The organism is Clostridium sp. UBA7791, assembly GCF_002480755.1.
GTDB lineage: Bacteria > Bacillota > Clostridia > Clostridiales > Clostridiaceae > Clostridium_J > Clostridium_J sulfidigenes.
Genome location: NZ_DLCT01000001.1, coordinates 147531 through 172909, shown reverse-complemented (window position 1 = coordinate 172909; position 25379 = coordinate 147531). Strand labels below are relative to the sequence as shown.

The 25379-nt window shown below is 30.7% G+C and carries 30 protein-coding genes, 1 tRNA gene and 1 riboswitch; of the genes, 6 read left to right on the top strand and 25 right to left on the bottom strand.

What is annotated here, in order from left to right:
• Positions 1-20: 20 nt before the first annotated feature.
• From asrC to B3Z56_RS00780, 19 genes are all read right to left on the bottom strand, one after another.
• Positions 21-983, bottom strand: a complete 963-nt coding sequence (asrC, locus tag B3Z56_RS00870; protein ID WP_346847044.1) for a sulfite reductase subunit C — start codon at positions 981-983, stop codon at positions 21-23.
• A gap of 15 nt (positions 984-998) precedes the next feature.
• A complete protein-coding gene (gene asrB, locus B3Z56_RS00865) occupies positions 999-1793 on the bottom strand; it encodes an anaerobic sulfite reductase subunit AsrB (protein ID WP_150844103.1) in 795 nt (264 codons plus the stop codon).
• A complete protein-coding gene (asrA, locus tag B3Z56_RS00860; RefSeq protein WP_346878055.1) occupies positions 1794-2801 on the bottom strand; it encodes an anaerobic sulfite reductase subunit AsrA in 1008 nt (335 codons plus the stop codon).
• A gap of 9 nt (positions 2802-2810) precedes the next feature.
• Positions 2811-3584: a formate/nitrite transporter family protein gene (locus B3Z56_RS00855; RefSeq protein ID WP_346878054.1), complete on the bottom strand. Its 774-nt coding sequence runs from the start codon at positions 3582-3584 to the stop codon at positions 2811-2813.
• A 73-nt stretch (positions 3585-3657) separates the two neighbouring features.
• On the bottom strand, positions 3658-4350 hold the full coding sequence (locus tag B3Z56_RS00850) for a Crp/Fnr family transcriptional regulator (RefSeq protein ID WP_346878053.1): 693 nt from the start codon (positions 4348-4350) through the stop codon (positions 3658-3660).
• 440 nt (positions 4351-4790) lie between these two features.
• A complete protein-coding gene (locus B3Z56_RS00845; RefSeq protein WP_346878052.1) occupies positions 4791-5498 on the bottom strand; it encodes a CbiQ family ECF transporter T component in 708 nt (235 codons plus the stop codon).
• Positions 5492-5803: an energy-coupling factor ABC transporter substrate-binding protein gene (locus tag B3Z56_RS00840; protein WP_051823852.1), complete on the bottom strand. Its 312-nt coding sequence runs from the start codon at positions 5801-5803 to the stop codon at positions 5492-5494. Before B3Z56_RS00840 ends, B3Z56_RS00845 begins: the two co-directional genes overlap by 7 nt.
• Before the next feature lies 1 nt (position 5804).
• On the bottom strand, positions 5805-6545 hold the full coding sequence (locus tag B3Z56_RS00835) for an energy-coupling factor ABC transporter permease (protein ID WP_346878051.1): 741 nt from the start codon (positions 6543-6545) through the stop codon (positions 5805-5807).
• Positions 6546-6780: 235 nt separating this feature from the next.
• Complete coding sequence (locus B3Z56_RS00830; protein WP_346878050.1) at positions 6781-7554, bottom strand: cobalt-precorrin-6A reductase; 774 nt, start codon at positions 7552-7554, stop codon at positions 6781-6783.
• Positions 7555-7575: 21 nt separating this feature from the next.
• The gene (cobJ, locus tag B3Z56_RS00825) at positions 7576-8301 is read right to left on the bottom strand and encodes a precorrin-3B C(17)-methyltransferase (RefSeq protein WP_035129681.1); all 726 of its coding nucleotides are present in this window, start codon (positions 8299-8301) and stop codon (positions 7576-7578) included.
• A 16-nt stretch (positions 8302-8317) separates the two neighbouring features.
• Positions 8318-9313: a cobalt-precorrin 5A hydrolase gene (gene cbiG, locus B3Z56_RS00820; protein ID WP_346847036.1), complete on the bottom strand. Its 996-nt coding sequence runs from the start codon at positions 9311-9313 to the stop codon at positions 8318-8320.
• Positions 9314-9349: 36 nt separating this feature from the next.
• On the bottom strand, positions 9350-10102 hold the full coding sequence (gene cobM, locus B3Z56_RS00815; protein WP_346847035.1) for a precorrin-4 C(11)-methyltransferase: 753 nt from the start codon (positions 10100-10102) through the stop codon (positions 9350-9352).
• A gap of 11 nt (positions 10103-10113) precedes the next feature.
• Positions 10114-10779: a cobalt-factor II C(20)-methyltransferase gene (locus tag B3Z56_RS00810; RefSeq protein ID WP_346847034.1), complete on the bottom strand. Its 666-nt coding sequence runs from the start codon at positions 10777-10779 to the stop codon at positions 10114-10116.
• Between the two features lie 104 nt (positions 10780-10883).
• Complete coding sequence (gene cbiT / locus B3Z56_RS00805; RefSeq protein WP_346847033.1) at positions 10884-11447, bottom strand: precorrin-6Y C5,15-methyltransferase (decarboxylating) subunit CbiT; 564 nt, start codon at positions 11445-11447, stop codon at positions 10884-10886.
• The gene (gene cbiE, locus B3Z56_RS00800; protein ID WP_346847032.1) at positions 11448-12053 is read right to left on the bottom strand and encodes a precorrin-6y C5,15-methyltransferase (decarboxylating) subunit CbiE; all 606 of its coding nucleotides are present in this window, start codon (positions 12051-12053) and stop codon (positions 11448-11450) included.
• 10 nt (positions 12054-12063) lie between these two features.
• Positions 12064-13143, bottom strand: coding sequence for a cobalt-precorrin-5B (C(1))-methyltransferase CbiD (gene cbiD, locus B3Z56_RS00795; RefSeq protein WP_346847031.1), 1080 nt, complete (start codon positions 13141-13143; stop codon positions 12064-12066).
• Between the two features lie 16 nt (positions 13144-13159).
• The gene (locus B3Z56_RS00790) at positions 13160-13786 is read right to left on the bottom strand and encodes a precorrin-8X methylmutase (protein WP_035129691.1); all 627 of its coding nucleotides are present in this window, start codon (positions 13784-13786) and stop codon (positions 13160-13162) included.
• A gap of 58 nt (positions 13787-13844) precedes the next feature.
• Positions 13845-15161, bottom strand: coding sequence for a cobyrinate a,c-diamide synthase (locus tag B3Z56_RS00785; RefSeq protein WP_346847030.1), 1317 nt, complete (start codon positions 15159-15161; stop codon positions 13845-13847).
• Positions 15162-15172: 11 nt separating this feature from the next.
• Positions 15173-16003, bottom strand: a complete 831-nt coding sequence (locus tag B3Z56_RS00780; protein ID WP_346847029.1) for a sirohydrochlorin cobaltochelatase — start codon at positions 16001-16003, stop codon at positions 15173-15175.
• 144 nt (positions 16004-16147) lie between these two features.
• A riboswitch (cobalamin riboswitch) is annotated at positions 16148-16328 on the bottom strand.
• A gap of 204 nt (positions 16329-16532) precedes the next feature.
• Here B3Z56_RS00780 and B3Z56_RS00775 point away from each other — a divergent pair.
• Both B3Z56_RS00775 and B3Z56_RS00770 read left to right on the top strand, forming a co-directional pair.
• Complete coding sequence (locus B3Z56_RS00775; protein WP_346847028.1) at positions 16533-16799, top strand: GIY-YIG nuclease family protein; 267 nt, start codon at positions 16533-16535, stop codon at positions 16797-16799.
• A 254-nt stretch (positions 16800-17053) separates the two neighbouring features.
• Positions 17054-17431: a hypothetical protein gene (locus B3Z56_RS00770; protein ID WP_346877601.1), complete on the top strand. Its 378-nt coding sequence runs from the start codon at positions 17054-17056 to the stop codon at positions 17429-17431.
• A gap of 97 nt (positions 17432-17528) precedes the next feature.
• Here B3Z56_RS00770 and B3Z56_RS00765 read toward each other — a convergent pair whose 3' ends face one another.
• The 6 genes from B3Z56_RS00765 to B3Z56_RS00740 form a co-directional block, all read right to left on the bottom strand.
• Positions 17529-18680 carry an MGDG synthase family glycosyltransferase gene (locus B3Z56_RS00765; RefSeq protein WP_346878049.1) on the bottom strand — a complete coding sequence of 384 codons (1152 nt, stop codon included), beginning with the start codon at positions 18678-18680 and terminating at the stop codon, positions 17529-17531.
• A gap of 221 nt (positions 18681-18901) precedes the next feature.
• Entirely contained in the window at positions 18902-19432 is a 531-nt protein-coding gene (locus tag B3Z56_RS00760) for a hypothetical protein (RefSeq protein WP_035129701.1), read from the bottom strand.
• A gap of 55 nt (positions 19433-19487) precedes the next feature.
• Positions 19488-20159: a hydrolase gene (locus B3Z56_RS00755; RefSeq protein ID WP_346847025.1), complete on the bottom strand. Its 672-nt coding sequence runs from the start codon at positions 20157-20159 to the stop codon at positions 19488-19490.
• Between the two features lie 290 nt (positions 20160-20449).
• Positions 20450-20525 (bottom strand) — tRNA-Trp (locus tag B3Z56_RS00750).
• A gap of 83 nt (positions 20526-20608) precedes the next feature.
• Entirely contained in the window at positions 20609-21169 is a 561-nt protein-coding gene (locus tag B3Z56_RS00745) for a DUF3867 domain-containing protein (protein WP_346847427.1), read from the bottom strand.
• A gap of 290 nt (positions 21170-21459) precedes the next feature.
• Positions 21460-22080 (bottom strand): CBS domain-containing protein, encoded by a 621-nt coding sequence (locus B3Z56_RS00740; protein WP_035129736.1) that lies wholly within the window; start codon positions 22078-22080, stop codon positions 21460-21462.
• A 270-nt stretch (positions 22081-22350) separates the two neighbouring features.
• Between B3Z56_RS00740 and B3Z56_RS00735 the strand changes: the two genes are divergently transcribed.
• From B3Z56_RS00735 to rimI, 4 genes are all read left to right on the top strand, one after another.
• Complete coding sequence (locus tag B3Z56_RS00735) at positions 22351-23604, top strand: HD-GYP domain-containing protein (RefSeq protein WP_346847024.1); 1254 nt, start codon at positions 22351-22353, stop codon at positions 23602-23604.
• 94 nt (positions 23605-23698) lie between these two features.
• A complete protein-coding gene (gene tsaE / locus B3Z56_RS00730; protein ID WP_346847023.1) occupies positions 23699-24157 on the top strand; it encodes a tRNA (adenosine(37)-N6)-threonylcarbamoyltransferase complex ATPase subunit type 1 TsaE in 459 nt (152 codons plus the stop codon).
• Positions 24154-24861 carry a tRNA (adenosine(37)-N6)-threonylcarbamoyltransferase complex dimerization subunit type 1 TsaB gene (gene tsaB, locus B3Z56_RS00725; RefSeq protein WP_346847022.1) on the top strand — a complete coding sequence of 236 codons (708 nt, stop codon included), beginning with the start codon at positions 24154-24156 and terminating at the stop codon, positions 24859-24861. The genes tsaE and tsaB overlap by 4 nt, the downstream gene beginning before the upstream one ends.
• Positions 24854-25300 carry a ribosomal protein S18-alanine N-acetyltransferase gene (gene rimI / locus B3Z56_RS00720; protein WP_346847021.1) on the top strand — a complete coding sequence of 149 codons (447 nt, stop codon included), beginning with the start codon at positions 24854-24856 and terminating at the stop codon, positions 25298-25300. The genes tsaB and rimI overlap by 8 nt, the downstream gene beginning before the upstream one ends.
• Positions 25301-25379 lie beyond the last annotated feature (79 nt).

Here is a 25379-nt window from a genome sequence, read left to right as displayed (position 1 = left end):
GTGACTAAAATATATTATTTTTAATACTTAATCCCATCCCAATACATGGTTTCTTGAACAACAGTTTTATCAGAAAGCTTAACTCCCTCCATGGCCCACTTTTTAAATTCTGGGAAGCCTGTTCTATCTACAATATATCCTATATGCTCCTTACCACCTGGTGCATCCTTATCTATATATTCCTTAACATAGCTGTAGGTGTTACAGATTATTTTTATTATACTCTCTTCGTCTACCCAAGCTATAAAATCCTTAGCTAAACGTGGATTTTTCTTTCCTGTTCTACCTAAAAGAACAAGCTTGTAATATTTTTCTCTGCTTCTAGTCCATGCATCTGTTGGACATGCTATTACACACTCTCCACACCCTATACACTTCTTATGATCACGTTGAATTTTATAGTTATTCATAGTTAATGCTCCAGTGGACTTCTTTGTACATGCTCTTACACAAGCTCCACAGGATACACATTTATTCATATCATATTGAGGTTCTGTCATCCCTATTATTCCAAAATCATTTAGTCTAACTTTTCCACAATCATTAGAACATCCTGTTAAAGCTACTTTGAAGTGTAAATCATTGGGGAAGATGGCCTTTTCTATCTTCTTTGCAAATTCCGTTGTATTGTAATTAGCATATGGACAGATATTGTTTCCTACACAGGCAGATATATTTCTAGTTCCAGCTGCAGAGTAACCCTTTCCTTCATCTGTTTGATTAATTTCTAATCCTTCAATGATTGGTTGCAATAATTCATTTACTTTATCCATATGTTCAAAGCTAATACCTGGTACTTCAAAGCCTTGCCTCATAGTAATGTTTACAGTTCCATCACCGTATTTTTCTGCAATCTCTTGAATCATGGCTAAATATTTAGCATCCATCTTTCCCCCTGGAACACGAATTCTTGATGCTGTATATCCTCTTCTTTTTGTAACCCTAAATGCATTCTTTTTTAGGTTTTTAGTGTTTATATCCATGTAATTCACCTCCAATTAATCTATTAACTCTTTGCCCTTTGTATAGTTAAACACAGGTCCATCTAGGCATATATACGTATCATCTATCTTGCAATGTCCACATTTTCCAATACCACAGCACATTTTTCTCTCTTGAGAAATCCAAATATTTTTTTCTGGAATTCCTCTTTTTAAGAATTCAGCCACAGTAAACTTCATCATAATTGGTGGTCCTACTACAACTACTTGTACATCATTAATATCATCTATCTTCATATCTGGAATGTACTTAGTCACCATTCCAACATTTCCTCCATAGCTCTCCTCTGCCTTATCTACAGTAAGAATTAATTCCATGGTGTTATTCCATCTCTTAATATCTTCTTTAAATAAAACATCTTCAGGAGATTTAAATCCACAAATTAGAGAAAACTTTTTAGCATCCTGTGGATTATTACCAAAATAATCCACAATTCCCCTTACTGGAGAAAGTCCTGTACCTCCAGCTACTACTATAACTTCATGATCTTTATAATTATCTATATCGAAACCATTTCCATAGGGTCCTCTTAAAAATAATTTGTCACCTACATAGTTACTAAATATTTCATCAGTAACCTTTCCTACCTTACGTATTGTTAAATCAACAGTTCCTTCTCCAATACCACTTACTGATATAGGTGCTTCTCCATATTTAGGTATTGATACTTCAAAGAACTGCCCTGGTTTCACATCACCAATATAGCTCATTCTAAAGGTATACTCAATTTCTGTATGCTTTATTACTTCCTTTATTTCTGAAATAAAAGGTATATATTCATTCTTATTCACCTATCTCACCTCATCACATGCTGATTGCAATTTATTAATACAGTTACTAAATGAAATGTATTCCGGGCATATATCATCACATCTACCACAGCCTACACACATATGGTAACCCCATTTTTTCTTGTAATCATATACTTTGTGTAGCACCTTAAAACGCATTCTTTGACCCTTATTTTGTCTAAAACTATGTCCTCCAGCCATATCAGTAAATCCATCCACTTGACAGGAAGACCATACTCTTCTACGCTCTCCTACATTTTTATTATCTTGATAGAAAATATCTTGCATAGTGAAGCAAGTACATGTAGGACAGACAAAATTACAACGACCACAAGCAATGCATCTTTGATTATATTCCTCCCACATGGTAGATTTCATAACATCTAGACTAAGTTCTTCTGGAATGTTAACGGTAACATTGTTTTCAGAAATAAATTTAGGTTCTACCTCTATAGTATCAACCTCTTTTTTCTCTAATAAAATGTCAAAAGTTTCACATTTACTATCAAAGTAAACTTCATGATTTTCTACCCTAATGTATCCATCATAATTATTTGATTTATTAGTTCCCATATCTACACAGAAACAATTTTCAAAGGTTCTTTCACACCCCATCAATATGAATTTTGTATTCTCTCTAAGTCTTTTGTAATAGTAATCTTCAAAGCCATTTCTTAAGTATATATCATCCATTCTTTTTACAGCATGTAAGTCGCAACTTCTTAAAAATACTATTGACCCTTTAGATTTAGGGGCTGCTTCCTTTACTTCATCTTCAGTAAAATAAAGTAGAGTTTCAGATTGTGGTAATAACACTTCCTTAAAGGAAAAATGAGATTTTTCATCAAATACTATATCTTCAACCTTTGATATTTGCCCATATCTAACCCTGTCTGTATCGGAAAAGTTTGCACCACCTTTAATTAATATAGGAGCATATATTATATACTCTGATGAAAGCTCTTTTAAAATTTCATTGAATTTTTCTAAATATAATTTGTAACCCATAATTCACCTCTAATTTACTTTTTTTCTTGATATAATGTAGTATGGAAGAGCTACGAAGAAAATACCTCCAACCATATTACCAAGTGTTACAACTAAAATATTATATATATATCCACCTATGGTGACATAAGCATCAAAAGGTGATAATAAACCTATTGTTAATACTGTCATATTAGCGATACTGTGCTCAAATCCTACTGTAATAAAAATAAATAAGCACCAAAATATCATAATTAATTTTGCTACTTCTTCTTTGCATTTAAATCCACACCAAACTGCTAAACACACTAATATATTGCAAAATACTCCACGGAAAAATAGTGGTATAAGTGGTATTGTCATTTTTATTTCTGATGCCTTTGCAATGTATTCACCGACACTACCTGTAGCTAAACCTGATAATTTAAACATTACTCCTGCTATAATTGAACCTAGTAGATTTCCTAAAAAACATACTACCCATAACTTCATAGTACCTTCCCATGGTACATCCTTATTTAGGGATGCTGATGCTAGTACAAAGTTATTTCCTGTAAATAATTCCCCCCCTGCCATTATAACTAGACTCAATGCTCCACCAAAAGCTAATCCCATAACAATCTTTACAGCACCTGAACCTGCTGATGTCAGTTGACCTCCTATGGTAAAGATAAGAATAGAACCTAATCCTATAAATAATCCCGCCAACATAGAAGAAATAAAATATCCTATAGGGTTTTCATTTAACAATTGCATCTTTGTTTTACCAGCTGCACATACTTTGTTAAAATCTCCACAAACCATAATAAATCCCTTCCCTCTTTTATAATTATAGCTTCATTATAGGCTTATAAAATTTAAAGCACCGTGATAAAAATCACGGTGCTTTAAAATATTCTAAAAGTTTTTCTTTATTTTTTATTATAAATTTTTTATTATTGTATTCAATTAATCCCAATTCATTAAGTTCTTTACATGCCCTTGATATGGTCTCCCTTTGTGCTCCAAATAAGTCTGCTAGATAGGTTATACTAATCTCCATATCTATTAATATACCATTGTCATCAGCTACCCCATAATCCCTACCTAGTTTCCAAAGCTTTGATGCAACTCTCTTTCCCATATTTAAAACTCCAGTAGTATTTTTAAATTGTCTATACATTCTTCTTACTTTTAAAGATAAAGATGACAGTACCATTTTTGTAAACTCAAAGTCTGATTCCATGACTTGTAAAAGCTCCATAGTGTTACAATACATTATTTGAGAGTCCTCTATGGTTTCACAATTTATAGATGCAGTAGAACTTTGTAATATAACTTCATTTATAAGATCACCTAGCCCCAATATAAATATAACCTTTTTTTGACCCTTTTCATTGAACTTATATAGTGATACTTTTCCCTTTAATACTATGTAGATATTATCTACAATATCCTTATCTCTAAATAGTACCTTCCCCTTTTCATACCTAGTGACTCTAGTAATATTAGATAACTTTCTTAAAGTATTTTCATCTATGTTATTAAAACCTGGGAGCTCTTTCAATTCTTCTAAATTAACATATCTCATTTTCTAAATTACCCCAATCATTTTTTAATTAATTTATTATCCATATCCCACATGTTTTTCAAGATTTATTTATGTAAATGTATTACAAGTCTCCACTTAATTATATATTAACAAATATGTTTACTAAATACATTAACTTTTAATTGAAAATTATTTTCAATTATATTGACACATGTAAAATATTATAGTAATATGAATTTATTGATAATAGTTATCAATTATTATTAAATCCTTAATCTTTTATATTTATCTTATATAGGAAATTTCCTTCTATTTACTTTAGGAGGATTTTCCCTATTTTTTGTCCTTTTAAGTTCTATACTTTAATTTATATTTTTAACAGTCTGTATTATATAGTATATATCTTTAACCATATACACTACAAAATTCTATATTAAATTAAGAGAGTTATCTAAAAAAATAAAAAGTATACCCAGCTTCTAAAACCACTTAGGTATACTCACCAAAATAATAAGAAATGTAATATATCCTACTATTATAGCTACTCTTTTATATGACAAATGGAACTCTTCAAAGCCATAATAAATATTTCCTCTATAGCCTCTACTATTAATTCCATCCTTAATTTCTTTCCAACGTTTTAAAGTATTAATAAAAAGTAAAGCAGCAAGACTTCCTGAATCCTTAACTTTATTCTTAAAACCACCAAAGGCACCTCTACATAACATACTCTTTCGTAATGTTTGAAATTCATCATCTATAAGTATTAAAAATCTCTCCATAGATTTTCCTATATCACAAATATCTCTAAGCCAACTTATCTTAGAGAATATATAAAATACATGATCTGTAGGTGTAGTTAAAGTTAAAAAACTAACGGATATCCCCCCAGACACCGCCTTTAATATAAGTATTAAAGTACTATACCATCCATAATCAAATACAAAGGTTATAGAAGAAACTAAAGCAAATAAAAAAGTTGCCTCTATAAAGTGTTTTACTATATGCATAGGGTTCTTATAAACAATATGAAGTACAAGAAAAAAAATTATATTTATAACCAAAGGATAGCACCTAGTACTAAAACTAAGTGCTATTATTGGTAATATACATAAAATTATTTTCTCTATAGGATGAATATTTGCTAATTTACTTAGCTTTGAATATGAAAGTACTGTCCTTAACATTCTTTCACTTTTCCACCTACATTAGTCTTAGCTCCTTTGTTCTTTGAAGCTCCTTTTTTAACACCAATGTAGTATCCTATGAATCCAGCCCCAATTGCTGCTTGTAAACAGAAAAGGAAGCTTTCAATTTCTCCTGATGGTGGCTCCCACATAGGAGCTGCCCAAGGTTCATAATCTCCATTTAATTCTTGGATTTTAACTTCAATTTCTCCATCGGCACCATTAAATTCACCATTTCTACCTAAGAATAAAGATCCTACCACAATTGCTATACATAATAAAATTAATCCTATATTTTTTTTCATATTATCTTACACCTCCAACTTCTAATAACTCCTCAGAGGCATGTTTTTCTATAAAGTCAAATATCATAACAGTTATTATTCCTTCTACTACAGCAAGTGGAACTTGAGTTATAGCAAATATTGATACAAACTTTATAAATGCCGCTGCAAATCCACCTGTAGTAGCTGGGAATGCAAGTCCAAGTTGAATGGATGTAACTAGGTATGTTGCTAAGTCCCCTAAAGTTGCTCCAAGGAATATTGCTAATTTTCTATTTTTATTTTTAAATACCTTATAAATTGCAAAGGCTACTATTGGTCCTGCAATACCCATTGATAAAACGTTAGCTCCTAAAGTTGTTAATCCTCCATGAGCTAAGAAAAGTGCTTGGAATAAAAGAACTACTATGGAAACCACAGACATAGCAAATGGTCCAAATATCATTGCTCCAAGACCTGTACCTGTTGGATGTGATGAACTTCCTGTAACAGACGGTAGTTTCATTGCTGATAATACAAAAGCAAAAGCTCCAATCAATGCTAAAAGCATTTTTAAATCCTTGCTACTCATTGTTTTTTTTCTTATATCTCTAATTCCTAATGCTACAAATGGAATGCATGCTACAAAATAAAAAGCACACCAAGCCATTGGTAAAAACCCTTCTGCAATATGCATACCATAAGCTAATTTAGGCACTGTAAAGAATAGTGCTAATGCCCATATAAATACAAATGATTTTTTAGTAATACTTGATTTATTCATAATTTTTCCCCCTTATATTTAGTAAAATTGATTTAATTTAAATATAATACCGCTAGCATTGCTTATATTTAAATTTCTATATACTTAACTGTAGCTAATTAATGTGATTATAAGTAATATACTTAACGTGCACTTTAAATATATTAGTATACAATCTATAACATAACTTTTTGTTTTGTATAATAAAAGTTACTCCCACCGTCACCCGAGTCTTTCATTATACTTTGAAATGTTATTAATAGTTTTCTTTGTTGCTACAGATATAGTGACTTAATTTTTCTTCATCATTAAAGACAATGCCGTAATCCATGGTCTTTCTTTCTACTACAAAAACTTTAATTCCCATGTCTATGGCAGCCTTTATTTTTTCATAAGTTCCACCTTGTGGACCACTGTCCTTTGTTATTAAAGCCTTACCATCATATTCTTTTATAAAGGCTTTATTTAGTTCATAGCCTATAGGTCCTTTTATGAATATCAAATCCTCTACTCTAACACCTAACGCAAATACTTCCTCCATAACTTTTAAAGAAGGTAGCACTCTATGAACTATTCTATTCTTAAGTTTTAACTCTAGTATCTTATCTATATTTCTACTTCCTGTAGTATTTAAAATACATCCATCTATATCTTTTAGGGCTTCTCCTAATTCCTCATAGGTTGGCACCTCTATTATCAAATCATTTTTAGGTAACGTATCTAAAGTACTTTGTCTTTCATACCTTACATACTCAATTCCCATATCCTTTGCTATCTTCATAGCTGTTCCACTTATTAGAACTGCATAGGGATGAGATGCATCTACAATTACCCTTACACCACTTTTCATAAATAATGCTTTTAACTCTTCATAAACTAAAGGTTTATCATTTAATATTTTATATTTATAATCCACTAAAAGCTCTCCACCATAGGTTGTAGCTGTGGATACTAAAATGTTATCGGTATATTTATTTAGATGGGAAAGAATTACCTTTCCCTCTGATGTACCTACTATTAAAGCTATCATTGTAATTCTCCCCCTTAATGTCTACTTGTTTTCTAATTTATATCCTCTTGGAGTTATAAATAATCCATCTTTTATATAACTCTTAGTATTTCCTATAATAACCATAGTCATCATATCTACTATAGAATCATCAAAGGTTCCTATAGTGCAAACTGTAGCTTCTTGACCTTCTCTTAATGCATGCTTAACAATAGCAACTGGTGTATCTTCATTTCTATATTCCTTTATTATATCTATAGCTTCTCTTAAGTAATGAGGTCTTCCCTTACTCTTTGGATTATAAAGAGATATTATAAAATCTCCTTCTGCTGCAAGCTTAACTCTCTTCTTTATATCTTCATATGGAGTCATTAAATCACTTAAGCTTATGTTGCAGTTATCATGCATAAGTGGAGCTCCAACTATTGATCCTGCTGAAGATGATGCTGTAACCCCTGGGATTACCTCTACTTCTTCATCCTTTTTCATTTCAAGAATTAACCCAGCCATACCATAGATTCCAGCATCTCCTGTACTTACTACAGCTACCGTTCCTTCACTAGTTAATCTTAAAGCTTCCTGGCATCTTGCCTCTTCACCCATCATTCCTGTAGAATAAACTTTCTTACCATCTAAAAGTGGCTTTATCATTTCTATATACTTTGTGTATCCTACTACTATATCACTTTCTTCTATAGCCTTTACAGCTTTAATTGTCATGTAATCAAGTCCTCCTGGACCGATTCCTACTACATATAATTTTCCCATTATTTTTCCTCCATTATCAGTAGACTAACTTTCCAATACAAAGGGTTATACCTTCAAAACTAATTTTATCTGTAAGTAACTCTCCCCCTGCTAATTCAACACAAGGCTCACATACCGCTCTCACACCTATAGATTTCTTAACAAAATCACTACCATTATATTTATGTTCTATGCTTTCTATTTCTTTTAAAGAATGAATCTCCATGTGACAGTTTAAAAATTCACTTAAAGCAATTAATGCTCCTTCATTCTTTTTAACTTCCACTGTAGAAATAGTTTTTATGGCTCTTAAATCTATATTATATTTCTTTAAAGTATCCACAACAAAGTTTTTAACTTTGTCCTTATCCACATCTTTTCTACATCCCATACCTAATATGATGTTTCGCCTTATGAGCTTAAGGTGAATCAAGCCTTCAACAGGTGGCAAGTTATCCACATCTATTTTATTAGATACTGTAACCATACCCTTAATATCTCCTTCAGGAATTACATATCCCTTTGGCATTTTTATTTGGCCTTCATCATCTAAAAAACCAACCTTAGCTTTATCAACTAATTTGGCAGCTATATCTTTAGCTATTTTCATATCATCTATAATCAGGTTATTATTCTTAGCAATCATATCTGGAGCATCTATTCCCATGGTATCTGTGGCTGTAGTTATAACTGGTGTAGCCTTAAGAATTTCTGACACTTTTAAAGCAAGTTCATTAGCTCCTCCAAGATGTCCTCCTGCAAGACTTATGGCGAATCTACTTTCACAGTCTACTACTACCACTGCCGGGTCCTTATCCTTTCCCTTTAGAAAAGGTGCTATTCCTCTTACTGCAATGCCTGTAGATGAGATAAAAATTATTCCATCTACAGTATTCATAAGCTCTTCACATACAGATTTTAGTTTGAAGTTTTTGTTATTATAACTAGAGTAAAGCTTAAGCTCTAAAGTTTCACTTAGTTTTTTTGCAATATTATCTCCTTGTCTTGTTACAGACACCGCTGCTAACTTCATAACTCTCCTACTTTCTAGAATTGTACATTCTAAGAATTATTTTTGTCCTTCTCTAAACATATGAGTAAAGGATTTATCATATAGAAGACTCTTATCATAATCGCAATTTATAAAGTCCCCTACTAATATTTGAGCACATTTAGTGATTCCTGCTTCTTTAACCTTTTCTGCTATATCATCTAAAGTTCCAATTATAGCTCTTTCATCTTCCCAAGTAGCTCTTTCAACTACAGCTATATTAACATTCCTTCCATAACCTTTTCTTAGCTTTGCAACTACCTTATCTATCATGCTAATAGAAAGGAATATAGCCATAGATGCACCAATTGATGCAAGTTTTTCTAAGCTTTCAGTTTCTGGTACTGGAGTTCTTCCCTCAACTCTAGTTAATATTACAGTTTGAGTTACTGATGGAAGTGTAAATTCCTTTTTTATTACAGATGCTGCTGCTGTAAATGAACTAACTCCTGGAATTACCTTGTACTGAATATTTAATTTATCAAGTTCATCCATTTGTTCTTTGATAGCTCCATAGATAGCTGGATCACCTGTATGAAGTCTTACTACCATTTTGTTTTCTTTTTCAGCCCTATTCATAACTTCTATAACTTGTTCTAAAGTCATAGATGCTGAATTATGTATTTCACATCCAGCCTTACAATAATTCATATGCTCCTTGCTTACAAGAGAGCCTGCATATATAACTACATCTGCTTTTGTCAGTGTATCTCTTCCCTTTACTGTGATTAACTCTGCATCTCCTGGACCTGCTCCTATAAAATAAACCATTCTTCTTCCTCCTAATCTCTATTTGCTATTATAAGTGACATGTATTCTTTATTATCTAAAATATCTTCTCTCTTATGTAAAATCTCTTGCCCTTCTCTTCCAGCTTTTTTTATATATACATAGTTAAAGCCTTTTTCATCAAGAACGTCTAATACTTCTTCTTCTCTTTTATAGACCTTCATTATAACTACATACTTTTCATCCTTTATATCCGAAACTCTGCTAGCTGGGGTAATAAGTAATGGTTCATCACCTATAACTAATGGTTTTTGCGCAAGACTAGCACTAGCACAGAAGGAAGTTATCCCTGGAATTGTTTCAACTTCAAAGCCATGCTCTTCTATATACTTTAGTAAATATATATATGTACTATAAACAAAAGGATCTCCTAAAGTTAAGAAGGCTACATTCTTTCCTTCCTTAAGCTTCTCTTCTATAGCTTTAAAGGCTTCATAGATTTTTTCTTCTTGGTCTTCTCCACCCATTGGAAATTGCTTTATCATAATTTCTTTATCCTCTGATATAAAGTCCTCTGCAATGCCTAAAGCTATACTTTTCCCACCTTTCATAGCACTTGGTGAAACAATTACTTCACACATTTCTATAGTTTTAACCGCCTTTAAGGTTAATAGCTCTTTATCTCCTGGTCCTACTCCAACTCCATATAACTTTGCCATCTATTTCACTCCTCTATTTCTACTATAAAACAATATTTTCAATTCTTAACTATTTTCTATTGCTGTATTTCCTTGTACTACAAACCTACTACATTACAATATTTCTAATTCTTATAAGCCTCTACAATAAAAATTGGATTATATCCAAATAACATATAACTTTGGCCTCTTGTTTTACTTACGCCAACTTGAGTACAGCTAATTTTCATGTTTAATTCTTTTAAAGTACTCATTGCTTTATATACATTATCAATGGTTATAAAATTTAAAACCATTACTCCATCATCTTCAAGAAGGTTATGGCATTTCTCAATTATTTTTTCAAGATTTCCACCACTACCTCCAATAAAGATACTATTAAACTTTTCCTTAATAGAGTCTAAAGCTTCTAAAGCTTCACCTTCTATAATCTCTAAATTATCACAATTAAACTTATCTTTATTTTTATAGATTACCTCTAAGGCTTCTTCATCTCTCTCTATTGCAACAACACTACCAGAAGTGCAAATCTTACTTCCTTGAATTGATATGGAACCAGTTCCAGCTCCTACATCTAGAAGTTTAGAATTTTCCTCTAAATTAAGTTTTGCTACACTTAGAATTCTAACTTCTTCCTTTGTCATAGGACAGTTTCCTCTTATAAACTCTTCATCTTTTATATATTTCATTTAAACTTCCTCCACTACAAAGACACTTAATGAAGAAAATTCCTTCTCCATTATCTCTTCTGGTGTACCTACTGTTATTTTCTCATCTTCATAGGATAAATTTTCTCCTACCCATATATTACAACTTATATTTTCTATAAACAGTTTATTTGCTAAAACCTTAGGTGAATTTTTACTATCTGTTAAGAATATACACATGCTATTTTCTTTAACAACAGTTAAAAAATCTTCTTCTCTTCCATGGACACTGCCTAAAAATTTTCCATTCCAACTCTTCCCTATCTTGCTCATTAGATATTGAAAAGAGCTAAGTCCTGGTATTATCTCTATAGGCTCCTCTTTTATATTTCTCTTTATATAATCAGTAACTCCATAAAAACATGGGTCTCCCGATGCAATTATAGATATTTTCTTGCTCTTATTATCTTCTACTATCTTCAAAATATCTGATAAAGACTTAACTGCCACTCTTTCAGTATTTATAAAATTTACACTTTCCAAAGCTCTAGAAAATCCTACTAACATATCACTATTTTCTAAAGTTTCAACAGCCTTAGGAAGTATATACTCCTTACTTCCTGGACCAAGTCCTACTACATAAATCATCTTTCCACCTCTATAATGTTGTAGCTAATATCTTAGGATTAGTTGCACCCCAATACATAACTACATCACATTTAAGTTCACCATAGCTATAAAGCTCCATTCTTTTCTTCACTTTATCTACAATAGTTTTATATATCTCACTATATTCACCCTTTAAAGCTTTTATAGCACCCTCTGTAGTCTTTTCATTATATATACTTCTAACTAAGTCATGTGGAGCTCCTGCTAATGCTAATTCTAATGCTATTACTTCTAGTCTTACATCACATACTCTACTGTGAGTGTTAAAGCTACCAGCAGATATCTTACATATCTTACCTATATGACCTATTATAATTATCTCTTTAACTCCACAGCTAACACAACATTCTATAGCAAATCCAACAAAGTTTGATATTATAGCCACTTGATCTATAGAATATCCCATAGATTCTGCAACCTTTTCTCCCATGTTTCCAAAGGCTAATATAAGAACCTTATTTTTTAAAGCCTTTTGAGTTATCTCAATTTTTATTGATTCTTTAATTGATTCTTCAGACATAGGATAAACAATTCCTGTAGTTCCTAATATGGATATTCCTCCTACTATATTAAGTCTAGGATTAAAGGTTTTCTTTGCTACTTCTTCTCCCCTTGGTACAAATATAGTAATAGTAACTCCTTCATCCTCTGGAAGCACACTACTTACCTCTTGCTCTATCATAAGTCTAGGTACTGGATTAATAGCAGCTTCACCCTTTTCAATATAGAGGCCTTCACCATTAACTACTCCTACACCTTTTCCACCTTTTAAAATATATCTTTCTTCACCCTTTTCAGCTCTCGCCCATATAGGTAATCCGTGGGTAGCATCTATGTCATCTCCACCATCTTTTATAATGGAACATTCCACATAGTCATCACCAAAAACAACTTCATCTATTACTAAGTTTAAAATTATTCCCTTTGGTGTATTAATCTCTATCTCTTTAATTTTTTTACCAGTAAAAAGCATGTAAGTAGCTGCCTTAGCAGCAGCTGCTGCACAGGACCCTGTAGTATAACCACATCTTAACTTTTTACCATTACTGTTAACATATAAGTCTAACATTCTAATACCTTCTTTATTATCTCTCTACTAACATATACATAAGAGCATTGACTATAGCTGCTGCTACTGCACTTCCGCCCTTTCTTCCTCTAACTGTCATCATATCTATATCTTTTAATTTTTCTATTTCTTCTTTTGATTCAGCTGCTCCTACGAATCCTATTGGAGCTCCTATAATAAATTTACAATTAGACTTTCCTGATTCAATAAACTCTTTAAGTTTGAATAAAGCCGTTGGAGCATTTCCAAATACAAAGAACTCTACTCCATCTCCTACTGCCTTTTCTACTGCAGCCATAGAACGAGTTATGCCTCTTTCCTTTGCAATCTCTGCAACTTCTGGTTCTGATACATAACATACAACCCTGCAATTTAACTTTTCTAAGGCTCTTTTATTTATTCCTGAAAGTGCCATATTAGTATCTGTATATATAGTTGTTCCCTTTTTTAGAATCTCTAGGGCTGTATCTATAGCATCATCTGTCATATAAACTAAATCCTTATATTCAAAATCTGCTGTAGTATGAATAACTCTCTTAATTATAGAAAGCTCTCTATCATCGAAATTATGAGGTCCCATTTCTTCTCCTATAATTTCAAAACTTCTCTTTTCTATGTCCATTGGTATTTTTATATAATCCATTTCTCCTCCTACTTAAGGAAATAACCTTCCTTAATAAATCTCTATTTTAAAATTACATCTACTTAATTAAGCTATTAAAAAAATCAATATTAGAAAAGAAATGTATATGTCCATAAGCTGCTAAAACATTATTTTTTACATACCCACACTTCCACTTCTTTGTGGTTCCATCGTAGGCTTTCTTTTCTAATTCATATATTTCTTCTTCTTTTAAATCTACCAGTGATTTATGGAATTCATGACAATTAATCATCATATCCTTTGGCACTATAGAATTTTTCTCTGATATCTTTATAGTTGCGTATCCAAAATTATTAAGTTTTCCAGTCATATAAGATGTTCCATTAAAGAAACCTACTGTTTCAACTCCATCTATGCTCTCTGTAAGATACATGAGTCCACCACATTCTGCATAGCATTTTACTCCACTGTTTAAGGCTTTTCTAACACTATTTAACATAGATTTATTAGAAGATAACTCTTCCTTGAATACTTCTGGGTATCCTCCACCTATATATATAAAATCTACATCCTTTGGCACTTCTCTATCTTTTAGGGGGCTAAAATACTGAACTGTTCCAACCTCTTCCAAAAGCTCTATATTCTCTTTATAATAAAAACTAAAGGCTTTATCATAGGCTACTGCAATCTTTATATCTTTGTTTTCAGCGTGGAAATCTTCACTGTTAGTAGATTGAATATCTGAAGCTTTAAATTCTTCTATAAGGCTATCTACATCTACATACTCTTCCATAAGGCTACTGCATAACTCTATCTTCTTTGATAAATCTTCAACCTCGCTACTCTGCACAAGGCCTAAATGCCTACTTTTTAAAGCTAACCTCTCATCCTTAGGTATGTATCCGAAAACTCTAATCCCGCTGCAATTTACTTCAATAGCTTTTTTCAAAAGTTTATAGTAACTTTCACTAATATTATTAAGTATTATCCCTACTATGTTCACATTTTCATAATTTCGAAGTCCTTCTATTTCAGCACATAAAGTTGCTGATTGAGCTTTAGGAGATAATACTAATACCACAGGCAAATCTAAAGTTCTAGATACATGAGCTGTAGAAAAATTAGTATCTATACCTTTTCCATCATAAAGTCCCATAACTCCTTCAATGATTCCTAGATCACCCTGACCTCTTAGATAACTCTCCTTAACCCCTGGTTCTCCCATTAGAAATAAATCTAAGTTTCTTGTAGCTACTCCTGTTATTTCTCTATGAAAGGCTGGATCTATATAGTCAGGTCCAACTTTATATCCTTGAACCTTATATCCTCTATCTATAAGAGTTTTCATAAGTGCTAATGTAACAGTGGTCTTTCCACCGCCACTACTATTTGAAGAAACTATTATACTTTTCATAATTTACTCCTTTATGGTGTTTTCTTCGTATCTCCCAAATGAAGATATTTATTATCTATTACATCTTGTACATGATTCACATATATATGTCTAAACTTCTCAATCTCACCCAAACCATGAAGATATATGTCTACTTTAATTCCAGCTTCTTCTAAAATAGTCTTCCATGAATCTTCTTCATCAGAAGCCATATCATTAGTTGCATGGTCTCCAGCTACTAGCATAAGTGGTGCTAACTTAACGTGATCAATACCTTCTCTTTTAAGAATTTCTACTATCATATCTACGGTAGGATATCCTTCTACTGTTCCAACGTATACATTATTATAATTTAAGTAAGTAAATACGCTTTGAAGTGCTACAAAGGCTGAGTTAGCTGGATGATTACTTCCATGTCCCATAAATACCATGGTCTTATCTTTTGGTATAATTTCTTTTATAGCATCTATAAACACCTCATAATCATTAGGTGTTTCTTCCCCTCCTTGAAAGTGAAGGGCTGGTCTACCTACTTTTATTGATTTAAATTTATTACTCTCTCTAAACTTATCAACTACTAACCTAACATATTGGAACTCTTCACCTGGTATTATATGAAGCGGCTGAACTATAACTTCTTCATAGCCTTCTTTATATAGTTGCTCTAAAGCTTCCTCCGGAGTAGGTACAATTATTCCATCTCTATTTTTTATTTTCTTAATTATCATATGGGCTGTAAAAGCTCTCATAACATGATACTCTTTAAATCTTTCTCTTATTTCATCCTCAATTTTTTCTATAGTTAATTTTAATGTATCCTTATAAGTAGTACCAAAACTTACTACTAATATAGCCTTTTTCATTTTAGTTCCTCCAAATTTAATAAATTAGTGCAAAATAAAACCTCTACCCAAAAGGTAGAGGTTAAAATTCAATTTAACTCATAACAGAATTATAATTTGTAATAAATATACAAACTAAACTATTAACTCCCTTCCCTCCGAAGTGTCATATCTATGCTTTAGGCAGGTCTCCTGACTCACGTATCATCCTCCATCTCACCTTCCCAGAAATACACTCCAGTGGTTTTTCTATGAGATTTCGTCTTCGTACACAGTAGCGGGGGCTGTAGTGGACTTTAACCACTTTCCCTATTAAACATAATGTACCTAAAACTATACTTTATTCAATTTAAATCAACATATTATTTACTATTTCTCTTTAATCCAATTTAATTATACCCTATGATTTAATTTAATTCAATATGAATATACTAGTATTTATAAAATAGTATAATATATTCATGCTAAAATAATGATATACTATTTAAATAGTATTATACAACAGTAATAATTATTCTAATTTTTAATATATTTTATATGAGGTAAAGATATGTTTTTTGTTTATATATTAAGATGTAATGACAATACTTTATATACAGGATGGACAACTGATTTAAACAAAAGGCTTAAATGCCATAATAGTGGTAAAGGAGCTAAGTACACCAGATGCAGATTACCTGTAGAAATTGTTCACTATGAAAATTTACCTGACAAATCTTCAGCTTTAAAAAGAGAATGTGAAATAAAAAAACTTTCTAGAGCAGAAAAACTTATTCTTATAGAAAACATCATAAATAGCACGGAGGGAAATCAATGAAAAATACAAAGTCTTCTTTTGCTTTATTTTTCAAATGGATATTTAGATCAATTTTATTAATACTATTTGTTTATTACTCATTTGTAAAAACTGATAATAATTCAAATTACATCAGCAACATTCTATTAATTCTTATCACGTCCTTTATACCAGATATAATTTTATATATATTTAAAGTTAAATTATCTAGTTTATCTGACTTTTTATTGCAGTTTTTTATATTTTTAGCTCTACTCTTAGGTAGGATGTATAATATGTACTCAATACTACCTTGGTGGGATATATTTCTTCATTTTGCTTCAGGGGCTCTTTTAGGGTTTTTATCTTTAATAATTTTAAAACCTCTTATAGGTGAAAATAATATCAAAACCCTTCCACCATTATTCATAGGGATGTATATATTACTCTTTACTGTTTCTGGAGCTGCACTGTGGGAGTTCTGGGAATTTGCAGGAGATCAACTATTGGGGTTTGATTCTCAACTTAATAGTCTTACGGATACTATGACAGATATGATAAGTGGTTCTTTAAGTGGTGTTATATTATCTATAATGGGATTTTTACACATTAAAAATGGTTCATTTAAGTTTTTAGATAAATTTATTAATGCCATTAAAAAATCTCATAAATAAACCTAAAGACTCGTATTATAAAGTCAAATTCCAAATATTCCCATCATAAGATTAAAAGACCAAGGTCTTAAAAACCTTGGTCTTAATTATTTAAGTTTTATGCAATTTCTGAATTACATTCAGCTTCATTTTCTTTCATTAATCTTCTTATAAGTTCTAGTAACTCATTTGTTGAATTTGATTTATCAAAAGTCATACAGTTTTCTTTAATCTCTCTTAATTTGTTTTTGTCCTTAATCAAAGCCTCTATAGCTTCAGTACAATTATCACCTCTGCCTATAGATATGGACATGCCATGATCTAATAGAAACTTTGCATTTGCTTCTTCTTGTCCAGGTATTGCATCAAAGGTAATTAAAGGAAGATTTGCTGCTAATGCTTCTGATACTGTAAGCCCTCCTGGTTTAGTAATTAAGACGTCTGCTAAGTTCATATATCTATGAACTTCATTGGTAAACTTAATAAGCTTTGTCTGTTTTTTACTAAACTTAATCTGTTCCTTAATTTTATTATATAGTCTTTTATTATTACCCGTTAGAATTACAATTTGAAAATCCATAGGAATATTATTTATATTCTTATAGATTTTTTCTATATTATATACTCCGAAGCTTCCAGCCATGACTAACACGGTCATTTTACTTTCGCTTAATCCCAGCTCATCTAACAGTATTTTTTTATCATCTTCATCTTGATGAAAAAAACCATCATATACAGGGATTCCATAAGGATGAACTTTTTCTGGAGGAACTCCTCTATCTATCATACCTTCTACCATGTCTTCACATGCTACACAATATTCATCTACATTAGGTTTTATCCATGTTTTATGTGGCGCATAATCAGTCATTATACATATTGATGGCACCTTTATACTTCTATTTCCCTTTAATATAGAAATCATTTCTGTAGGAAAGGGATGAGTAGTTATGATTACATCTGGAGCAAATCCTTCTATTAAGGGTATTAATTTTTTCGAAAATAAATAAATTAACTTTGTTACTAAACATGTTAAAACCCCAGACTTGTCCGTTAAACTATATATATTTTTATATAAGGAATTTAAATACTTTGCCAGTACTATATATCCCTTAGTTACGATTTTATTTATAAATGGATTAACATACTCTAAGGTATCCACTACTTTTACTTTAGCACCTAACTCATTTTCTAAAATATATGATTCTAAAGCCTTTGATGCTTTTAAATGTCCTCCACCAGTAGATGCAGATAAAATAAGAATATTCATATTTACAATCCTCTCTCTATTTACTTCACATGGTCTTATGTAGTAAATTTAACTATTCTATTTTACCACACCTATTATGCTTTAGTCCAATTAATTAAATCTAACATAATCCATTTAAAATCATAAACATTTCATATACTTTTATTATCAAATACAAATTTGATAATACATTCATGGTAAGACTGTCTTAGAATAAAATATATTCACTATAAATATTTATATTACTTATACTTCTCTATAGATAGTTCTAACACTACAGATAAAATGTTCTTTTCTATTGTATTTAAAACTTCTATCAACGTATCTACACAGGTTTCTACTTTTTCAGAAGTAGTACCGTAGTTTTCTCTATCTTTTAATTCTACTACTATAATTTGTGATAACTTAAGTACATTTTGTGCATATTCATTTATCTTTTTGTCATTAATATAACCATTTACAAATTTATAATTATTTATAATCTCTTCAAATTCTATTATAAATTCGTCTCTATAATAGCTTTCTACGTTTATCCAATTAGGTATTGTGTTATTTTTAATTTTATCTCCAAAGACTTTAATTTTTTTATTTAGTTCAAATAGCTCCTTATAACTTTTTATTTTATCGTTATTAATATCTATAGCACGTTCTTTCTTAGATTTTTTTCTCTCTTCCATAATTAGTTTTCTCATAATTAATAGAGATATACCTCCACCAAATGCTGCAGATATTAATGGAACTATTATTCCTAACATCCAAGTTGCCTTGTCCATAAATAAATCACCTCAAATATAATATTCGTTGCAAATATTACATTTCTGAATGAAATTAGTCTTCATATCTTTTTCTATGTTTAATCATTATTTCATTTAATATATCACTAGTACTTTGTGGTGTATATGTTATAGCATTAGCCCCAGCAATTATAGTTTCACGTATGCTCTCATCTGTAGGACCTCCTGTTGCTATAATAGGTACATCTGGGTACTTACTTCTTATATGTCTAACAATATTCGCAGTTTCTTTAGCTCCTGATACATTAAGTATAGTTGTTCCTGCTGCTATTCTTCCATCTATATCATCTTTTTCTGAAACAACGGTAACTAATATTGGTAAATCTATAGTTTCTCTCATCCCTGCAATAACATCATTGCCTATAGATGAATTAACTACAACCCCCATAGCTCCCTTAAATTCAGCATCCAATGCTAGATTTATTACCCTTTTACCTGTAGTAATAGATCCACCTACCCCACAAAATACTGGGATATCTGATGCTAGTAATAGTGCTTCAGTTATTCTGGGTTGAGGCGTAAATGGATATACTGCAATAACAGCATCTGCATTAGTATTTCTTATAACTGCTACATCAGTTGAAAACACTAAAGATTTAATTCTTTTCCCAAATATAACAATTCCAGTAGCGTCCCTAATAACCTTAGGTAACTCAATCATATGACTTCTTAGTAAACCTTTAAATTCTGGCACACGTTTTTCCATAAAATTTCTCCCTTCACCATATAAAGCTATGTCCTTTCTAAAAACATAGCTTAAATCACGCCTCACATAGATAACTTTAACTTACATATATAAACTTAAAATGTGATTAATAACTTATTTTATTTTCTTAACTTACAGATTATATCACAGGTTTATTACTTCCTCAATAAATTTATTTAATTATTTTTATGGAATTATACGGTACATTTTTACTCTCTTTATCTATGTAAAAATAAGATAAAAGAAAACAATAAAAAAACCTAGCGATTACTAAAATCACTAGGTTTCTATGGCAGGGGCACGAGGACTTGAACCCGGAACCAACGGTTTTGGAGACCGCTACTCTACCAATTGAGCTATACCCCTTCGTTACTCGTTTATTATATTATATAATAAACATAAATGCAAGAGGTTTTATATAAATTATTCAACATATTCTTAAGTCAATACTAGTATAAATAAGTGGAAGTATTCTCACATATTGAAATATTTAGCATCTTATTATTCATTACCTTTTTATAGGAACATAAAAATTCATTTAACTCATTATCAGTTAAATCTATTTTCCCAAAACTTTTTAATATAACATTCTCATCTTGAAGCATTATCTCTAAATCATTCTTGTCATTCTTAATGCTATATGAAGTTACACTTTTTACTTTAAGCTTCCCTTTATACTTTTCTTGAAACCCAACCATTTTTCTTGCATCTTCATACTCAATACCTAATCCACTTAGAGGATTTTCTACACCCATAGACTTCATTTGGCTTTCTACATCTTCAGTAGAAATTCCATACCTCTCCATGACCTTATTCTGGATATTCATAAATTTCTCTTGAGATATATTATTTTCCTTCATATACTTAAATATTTCTCTGCTCATTTCCGCCATAGATAGCTTCCCTTGAGCCATTGAATAATACATAGAATATATGTAATCCTCAAATTTGTCTACATCTTTATCTGTAGCCTTATTTTTCAGTTCATTAAAATCTATTACATCACTAATTTTAACCAGCTCCTTGAATACAATATTTCTTCTATCACATTATTTATTTTATCCCATTAATTTGTATTTTAGTATCTTATTATTTATTAAATATAATTTATAATCACTTTTATTCCCCATAATCATAGAATATGGGAAATAAATTTAAGAAATATGTTTGTAAATTAGTATATTATAAAAGTATTCAAATTACTACTGTATTAATTATGTATTTAAAATATATTAATCTTTTCTTAATATATAGTTATGTACTGTTGAGTATGTAGTTCACCTACATACTCAACGATATGCTACTGTATCTTGAATCCAGCTTCTTTCACCTTCTCAAGAATTTCATCCATATTGTCTGTGCTTAATCTTATTACTATCTCTTTAACTTCTGTTATGCTCTTAGGATCAACAACTACAAAGCTTATAATTTGCCCTTTGTTTTCAGTAATTATTTTTGATAGTTTAGATATTTGTCCAGGTATGTCATAAGCAATTACAGCTAATCGTTTACCTTTATTTAATCCAAACAATTCTGTAAATTGATGAAAAATACCGTGATGTGTTACTATTCCTTGCATTTCTCCATTTTTATTTATTACTGGTACAAAGGAAACACTTTTAGTTTCTAGGAAATGTGCAGCCTCTTCAATTTCATTAAAAGGAGTTATTGATGGTACATCAGTTCTCATTACATTTTCAACTAGAAAATCTGATAGTAAACACTGTCTCTCTATAGATTTTTCATAGTAGTATGTGTATATTTGCTCTTTTGAAATTACTCCACAGAATTTATCTCCTTCTACTACTGGTATGGATAAAAACTTATTTTCTTCCATTACCTTAAGAGCTTCTCCTATGGTTACCTTTGGTGTTACAGTTATTAACTTTTCTCTAGATAACATCAAATTATTTACAAACATAATTTATCCTCCTCTACTTATTTGTTATTCTATATTATACCTTATTTTAGTATACTATGTTAGTATTTTAATATATTTCATTATTAATATATTAAATATATTTTGATTATTGCATCAATTATTACTATTTTACGTATCCAAAATATAATACGTAAAATATATAGATTTGTTTACTTAAATATAAATTTACTTTTACAATATTTAGTACCATTCCACTGCCAAATATGCTAAAATTTTTATATAGATAAATGGTATGCTTTGGAGGACAAAATGAATATTAGTATAAAGAATATAGTTTCTGCTCTATCATTATCCTTGGATCTTACAGACAATGATTGGGGTAAATTTGAGGATGTTATAAACCCAACACATGCTAAAGATATTTCAAATAAGCAATTTTCTAATCATTCTAGATGCACCTCATATATAGCCTTAGAAATTGCTCAAACTATGAAACTAGATGAAAATTCTTACTACAATTTATATATTGCTTGTATGATTCATGATATTGGAACTCAAAATATATTTGATGAGTCTCACACTTCAAAATGGTATATAAAAAAGCATTGCATTGCTGGCTCTGAAATGATTCAACGTATTCCATCCTTAATACAAGTATATGATATAATACGTTATCATCATGAAAATTATGATGGTAGTGGATGCTTAAAATTAAAAAGTTCACTAATTCCTATAGAAGCTCAAATTCTCAGAATAGCTGATTTAATTGAAATCCAGGTAGATTATTCTAAACCTTACCACATCCAAAAGGATATTCTTATTGATTGGGTAAAACTACACAATGAAACTTTATTTTCACCACAGGTTGTAAAAGCTTTTCTCATGGTAGCTGACAAAGAAGAGTTTTGGTTAAACCTTATAAATTTACCTAATATGAATTTCATACTTGATAATATAATACCGGAGAAAGATATTTTTATCTCTCTATCGGAATTTGAAGCAATTGCTGATGTATTTGCAAGCATTATTGATAATAAGAGTTCTTTTACTGCAGAACATTCTAAAGAAATTGCTACTTTAGCTTATAATGTTTCTAAGCATTTAGGCTACACTGAAGAAAAGTGTCTTAAAATGAAAATTGCAGGATTACTTCACGATATTGGAAAATTAGCTATTCCCATCAGTATATTGGACAAAGATGGTCCTTTAACAGAAGAAGAATATTCTATTATCAAATCTCATACCTACTATACTAAATTAATTCTAGATAAAATAGACCACATATCTGATATTAGTTTATGGGCTTCTAGTCATCATGAAAAATTAAATGGTAAAGGCTATCCACGAAGACTTAAGGCTGAGGACCTTAGTGAAGAATGCCGCATTATTGGAGTATGTGATATATATCAATCTTTAACTGCTGATAGGCCCTATAGAAAAGGTATGTATATGTACGAAGCATTTAATATATTAGATGATATGGTAAATAGGAACTTAATTTGTGGTAATGCAGTAAGACATTTTAAAAATACTTTAGTATCTCGGGTAGAAAAGAAACCTTAATTTAATTATTATACAGTTATTTAATGAAAAGTAATTTTACTATTTGCTTTTCATTTTTTTTCTTTTAGGCTAAAATATTAATGAGGTGAATCATATGGAATTTATAGTTAGTAATGTTGATGAATTAGATTCCCTAGGTATACAGCTAGGAAAAATGTGTAAAGAAAATGATGTTTTATGCCTTATAGGTGATCTTGGTACTGGTAAGACTCATCTTACCAAAGGAATTGCAAAAGGTCTTGGCATAGATGAATGTATAACTAGTCCTACCTTTACAATTGTTAATGAATATGAAGGTAGATTAAAATTGTATCATTTTGATGTGTATAGAGTAAATGATCCCGATGAGATTGCTGCCATCGGCTTTGATGAATATATATTTGGAAATGGAGTTAGCGTCATTGAATGGGCTAACTATATCGAAGATTTAATACCAGAAGAAAGTTTAACTATAAACATAGCTAAACTTTCAGACTTAGGTGAAACCTATAGAAAGATTACTCTTTCCTATACTAATGATAGATATAATTATATAAAGGAGTTGAAGCTATGAAGATTTTATCCTTAGATTCTGCAACTGAATGTGCAACTGTGGCTATTATTGATAGCGATAAGATATTAGGGGAAACTATTATAAATTATAAAAAGCAACACTCTGTAATTATGATGCCTATGATAGATAACCTTTTAAAAAATTGTGGTTTATCCATATCAGATATAGAAGGCTTTGTAGTTTCTAGCGGCCCTGGTTCTTTTACTGGTCTTAGAATCGGTATGTCCACTATAAAAGGTCTTGTGCAAGCAACTAATAAACCCTTTGTGTCTATAAATTCTTTAGATGGACTTGCAAATAATCTCTTTAATATCCAAGGTATTATTTGTCCTATAATTGATGCGTTGAGGGGTAATGTATATACTAATTTCTATAAATTTGAAAATAATAATTTAGTAGTCTTAGGTGAGCCTGAATTATTATCAATGGAAGACGTAATAAATAAATGCTCAGGATTTAATGAGCCTATTACTTTTATAGGTGATGGTACATCAAAATTTAAGGATGCCATATTAACTTCTCTACCTAATGCTTCCATAGCACCTAGTCATATCAATGTGACAAAGGCATCTTCTATAGGCTACTTAGGCTATCTTAGATTAATAAACAATGAAGGTGATAATGTACTTAGTAGTTCACCTGTATATCTTAGACTTTGCCAAGCCGAGCGTGAATATGAAGAAAAGGTAAAAAATCATGACTGATGTAACCGTTGAAAGAATGAGTTCCCTTAATATATTAGGAGTTAAAGAAATTTCAGACCTAAGCTTCTCAAGCCCTTGGTCTCTCCTATCTATGGAAAAAGAACTAATTAATAAAAACGCTGTCTATATAGTTGTAAAGTTAGGTAATAAAGTTGTAGCCTTCGGTGGAATGTGGGTTGTCTTTGATGAAGGTCATATAACCAATATAGCAGTTCATCCCGACTATAGAAGAAATAATTTTGGAGATGTGGTAGTAGAAAACCTCATTACAATTGCTAAGGATATAAATATTGTTTCTATGACTCTAGAGGTTAGAGCCTCTAATATAGCTGCAATAAATCTTTATAAAAAACACCATTTTTCTGTAGAAGGTATAAGGAAAAACTATTATCAACATCCAAAAGAAGATGGATACATTATGTGGAACCACAACATATAGGTGGTATATATTAAAATTTTAAAGACGATAAAAGAATTTTTCTTTTATCGTCTTTTTGTAAATTATCTTTATATATTTT

Bases quoted from the DNA above. Each gene is read 5' to 3' on its own strand.
- asrC (WP_346847044.1), bottom strand. From the start codon at position 983: ATGGATATAAACACTAAAAACCTAAAAAAGAATGCATTTAGGGTTACA.
- asrA (WP_346878055.1), bottom strand. From the start codon at position 2,801: ATGGGTTACAAATTATATTTAGAAAAATTCAATGAAATTTTAAAAGAG.
- B3Z56_RS00855 (WP_346878054.1), bottom strand. From the start codon at position 3,584: ATGGTTTGTGGAGATTTTAACAAAGTATGTGCAGCTGGTAAAACAAAG.
- B3Z56_RS00850 (WP_346878053.1), bottom strand. From the start codon at position 4,350: ATGAGATATGTTAATTTAGAAGAATTGAAAGAGCTCCCAGGTTTTAAT.
- B3Z56_RS00845 (WP_346878052.1), bottom strand. From the start codon at position 5,498: ATGTTAAGGACAGTACTTTCATATTCAAAGCTAAGTAAATTAGCAAAT.
- B3Z56_RS00840 (WP_051823852.1), bottom strand. From the start codon at position 5,803: ATGAAAAAAAATATAGGATTAATTTTATTATGTATAGCAATTGTGGTA.
- B3Z56_RS00835 (WP_346878051.1), bottom strand. From the start codon at position 6,545: ATGAATAAATCAAGTATTACTAAAAAATCATTTGTATTTATATGGGCA.
- B3Z56_RS00830 (WP_346878050.1), bottom strand. From the start codon at position 7,554: ATGATAGCTTTAATAGTAGGTACATCAGAGGGAAAGGTAATTCTTTCC.
- cobJ (WP_035129681.1), bottom strand. From the start codon at position 8,301: ATGGGAAAATTATATGTAGTAGGAATCGGTCCAGGAGGACTTGATTAC.
- cbiG (WP_346847036.1), bottom strand. From the start codon at position 9,313: ATGAAGTTAGCAGCGGTGTCTGTAACAAGACAAGGAGATAATATTGCA.
- cobM (WP_346847035.1), bottom strand. From the start codon at position 10,102: ATGGTTTATTTTATAGGAGCAGGTCCAGGAGATGCAGAGTTAATCACA.
- B3Z56_RS00810 (WP_346847034.1), bottom strand. From the start codon at position 10,779: ATGGCAAAGTTATATGGAGTTGGAGTAGGACCAGGAGATAAAGAGCTA.
- cbiT (WP_346847033.1), bottom strand. From the start codon at position 11,447: ATGAAATATATAAAAGATGAAGAGTTTATAAGAGGAAACTGTCCTATG.
- cbiE (WP_346847032.1), bottom strand. From the start codon at position 12,053: ATGATTTATGTAGTAGGACTTGGTCCAGGAAGTAAGGAGTATATACTT.
- cbiD (WP_346847031.1), bottom strand. From the start codon at position 13,143: ATGTTAGACTTATATGTTAACAGTAATGGTAAAAAGTTAAGATGTGGT.
- B3Z56_RS00790 (WP_035129691.1), bottom strand. From the start codon at position 13,786: ATGGATTATATAAAAATACCAATGGACATAGAAAAGAGAAGTTTTGAA.
- B3Z56_RS00785 (WP_346847030.1), bottom strand. From the start codon at position 15,161: ATGAAAAGTATAATAGTTTCTTCAAATAGTAGTGGCGGTGGAAAGACC.
- B3Z56_RS00780 (WP_346847029.1), bottom strand. From the start codon at position 16,003: ATGAAAAAGGCTATATTAGTAGTAAGTTTTGGTACTACTTATAAGGAT.
- B3Z56_RS00775 (WP_346847028.1), top strand. From the start codon at position 16,533: ATGTTTTTTGTTTATATATTAAGATGTAATGACAATACTTTATATACA.
- B3Z56_RS00770 (WP_346877601.1), top strand. From the start codon at position 17,054: ATGTACTCAATACTACCTTGGTGGGATATATTTCTTCATTTTGCTTCA.
- B3Z56_RS00765 (WP_346878049.1), bottom strand. From the start codon at position 18,680: ATGAATATTCTTATTTTATCTGCATCTACTGGTGGAGGACATTTAAAA.
- B3Z56_RS00760 (WP_035129701.1), bottom strand. From the start codon at position 19,432: ATGGACAAGGCAACTTGGATGTTAGGAATAATAGTTCCATTAATATCT.
- B3Z56_RS00755 (WP_346847025.1), bottom strand. From the start codon at position 20,159: ATGGAAAAACGTGTGCCAGAATTTAAAGGTTTACTAAGAAGTCATATG.
- B3Z56_RS00740 (WP_035129736.1), bottom strand. From the start codon at position 22,080: ATGTTTGTAAATAATTTGATGTTATCTAGAGAAAAGTTAATAACTGTA.
- B3Z56_RS00735 (WP_346847024.1), top strand. From the start codon at position 22,351: ATGAATATTAGTATAAAGAATATAGTTTCTGCTCTATCATTATCCTTG.
- tsaE (WP_346847023.1), top strand. From the start codon at position 23,699: ATGGAATTTATAGTTAGTAATGTTGATGAATTAGATTCCCTAGGTATA.
- tsaB (WP_346847022.1), top strand. From the start codon at position 24,154: ATGAAGATTTTATCCTTAGATTCTGCAACTGAATGTGCAACTGTGGCT.
- rimI (WP_346847021.1), top strand. From the start codon at position 24,854: ATGACTGATGTAACCGTTGAAAGAATGAGTTCCCTTAATATATTAGGA.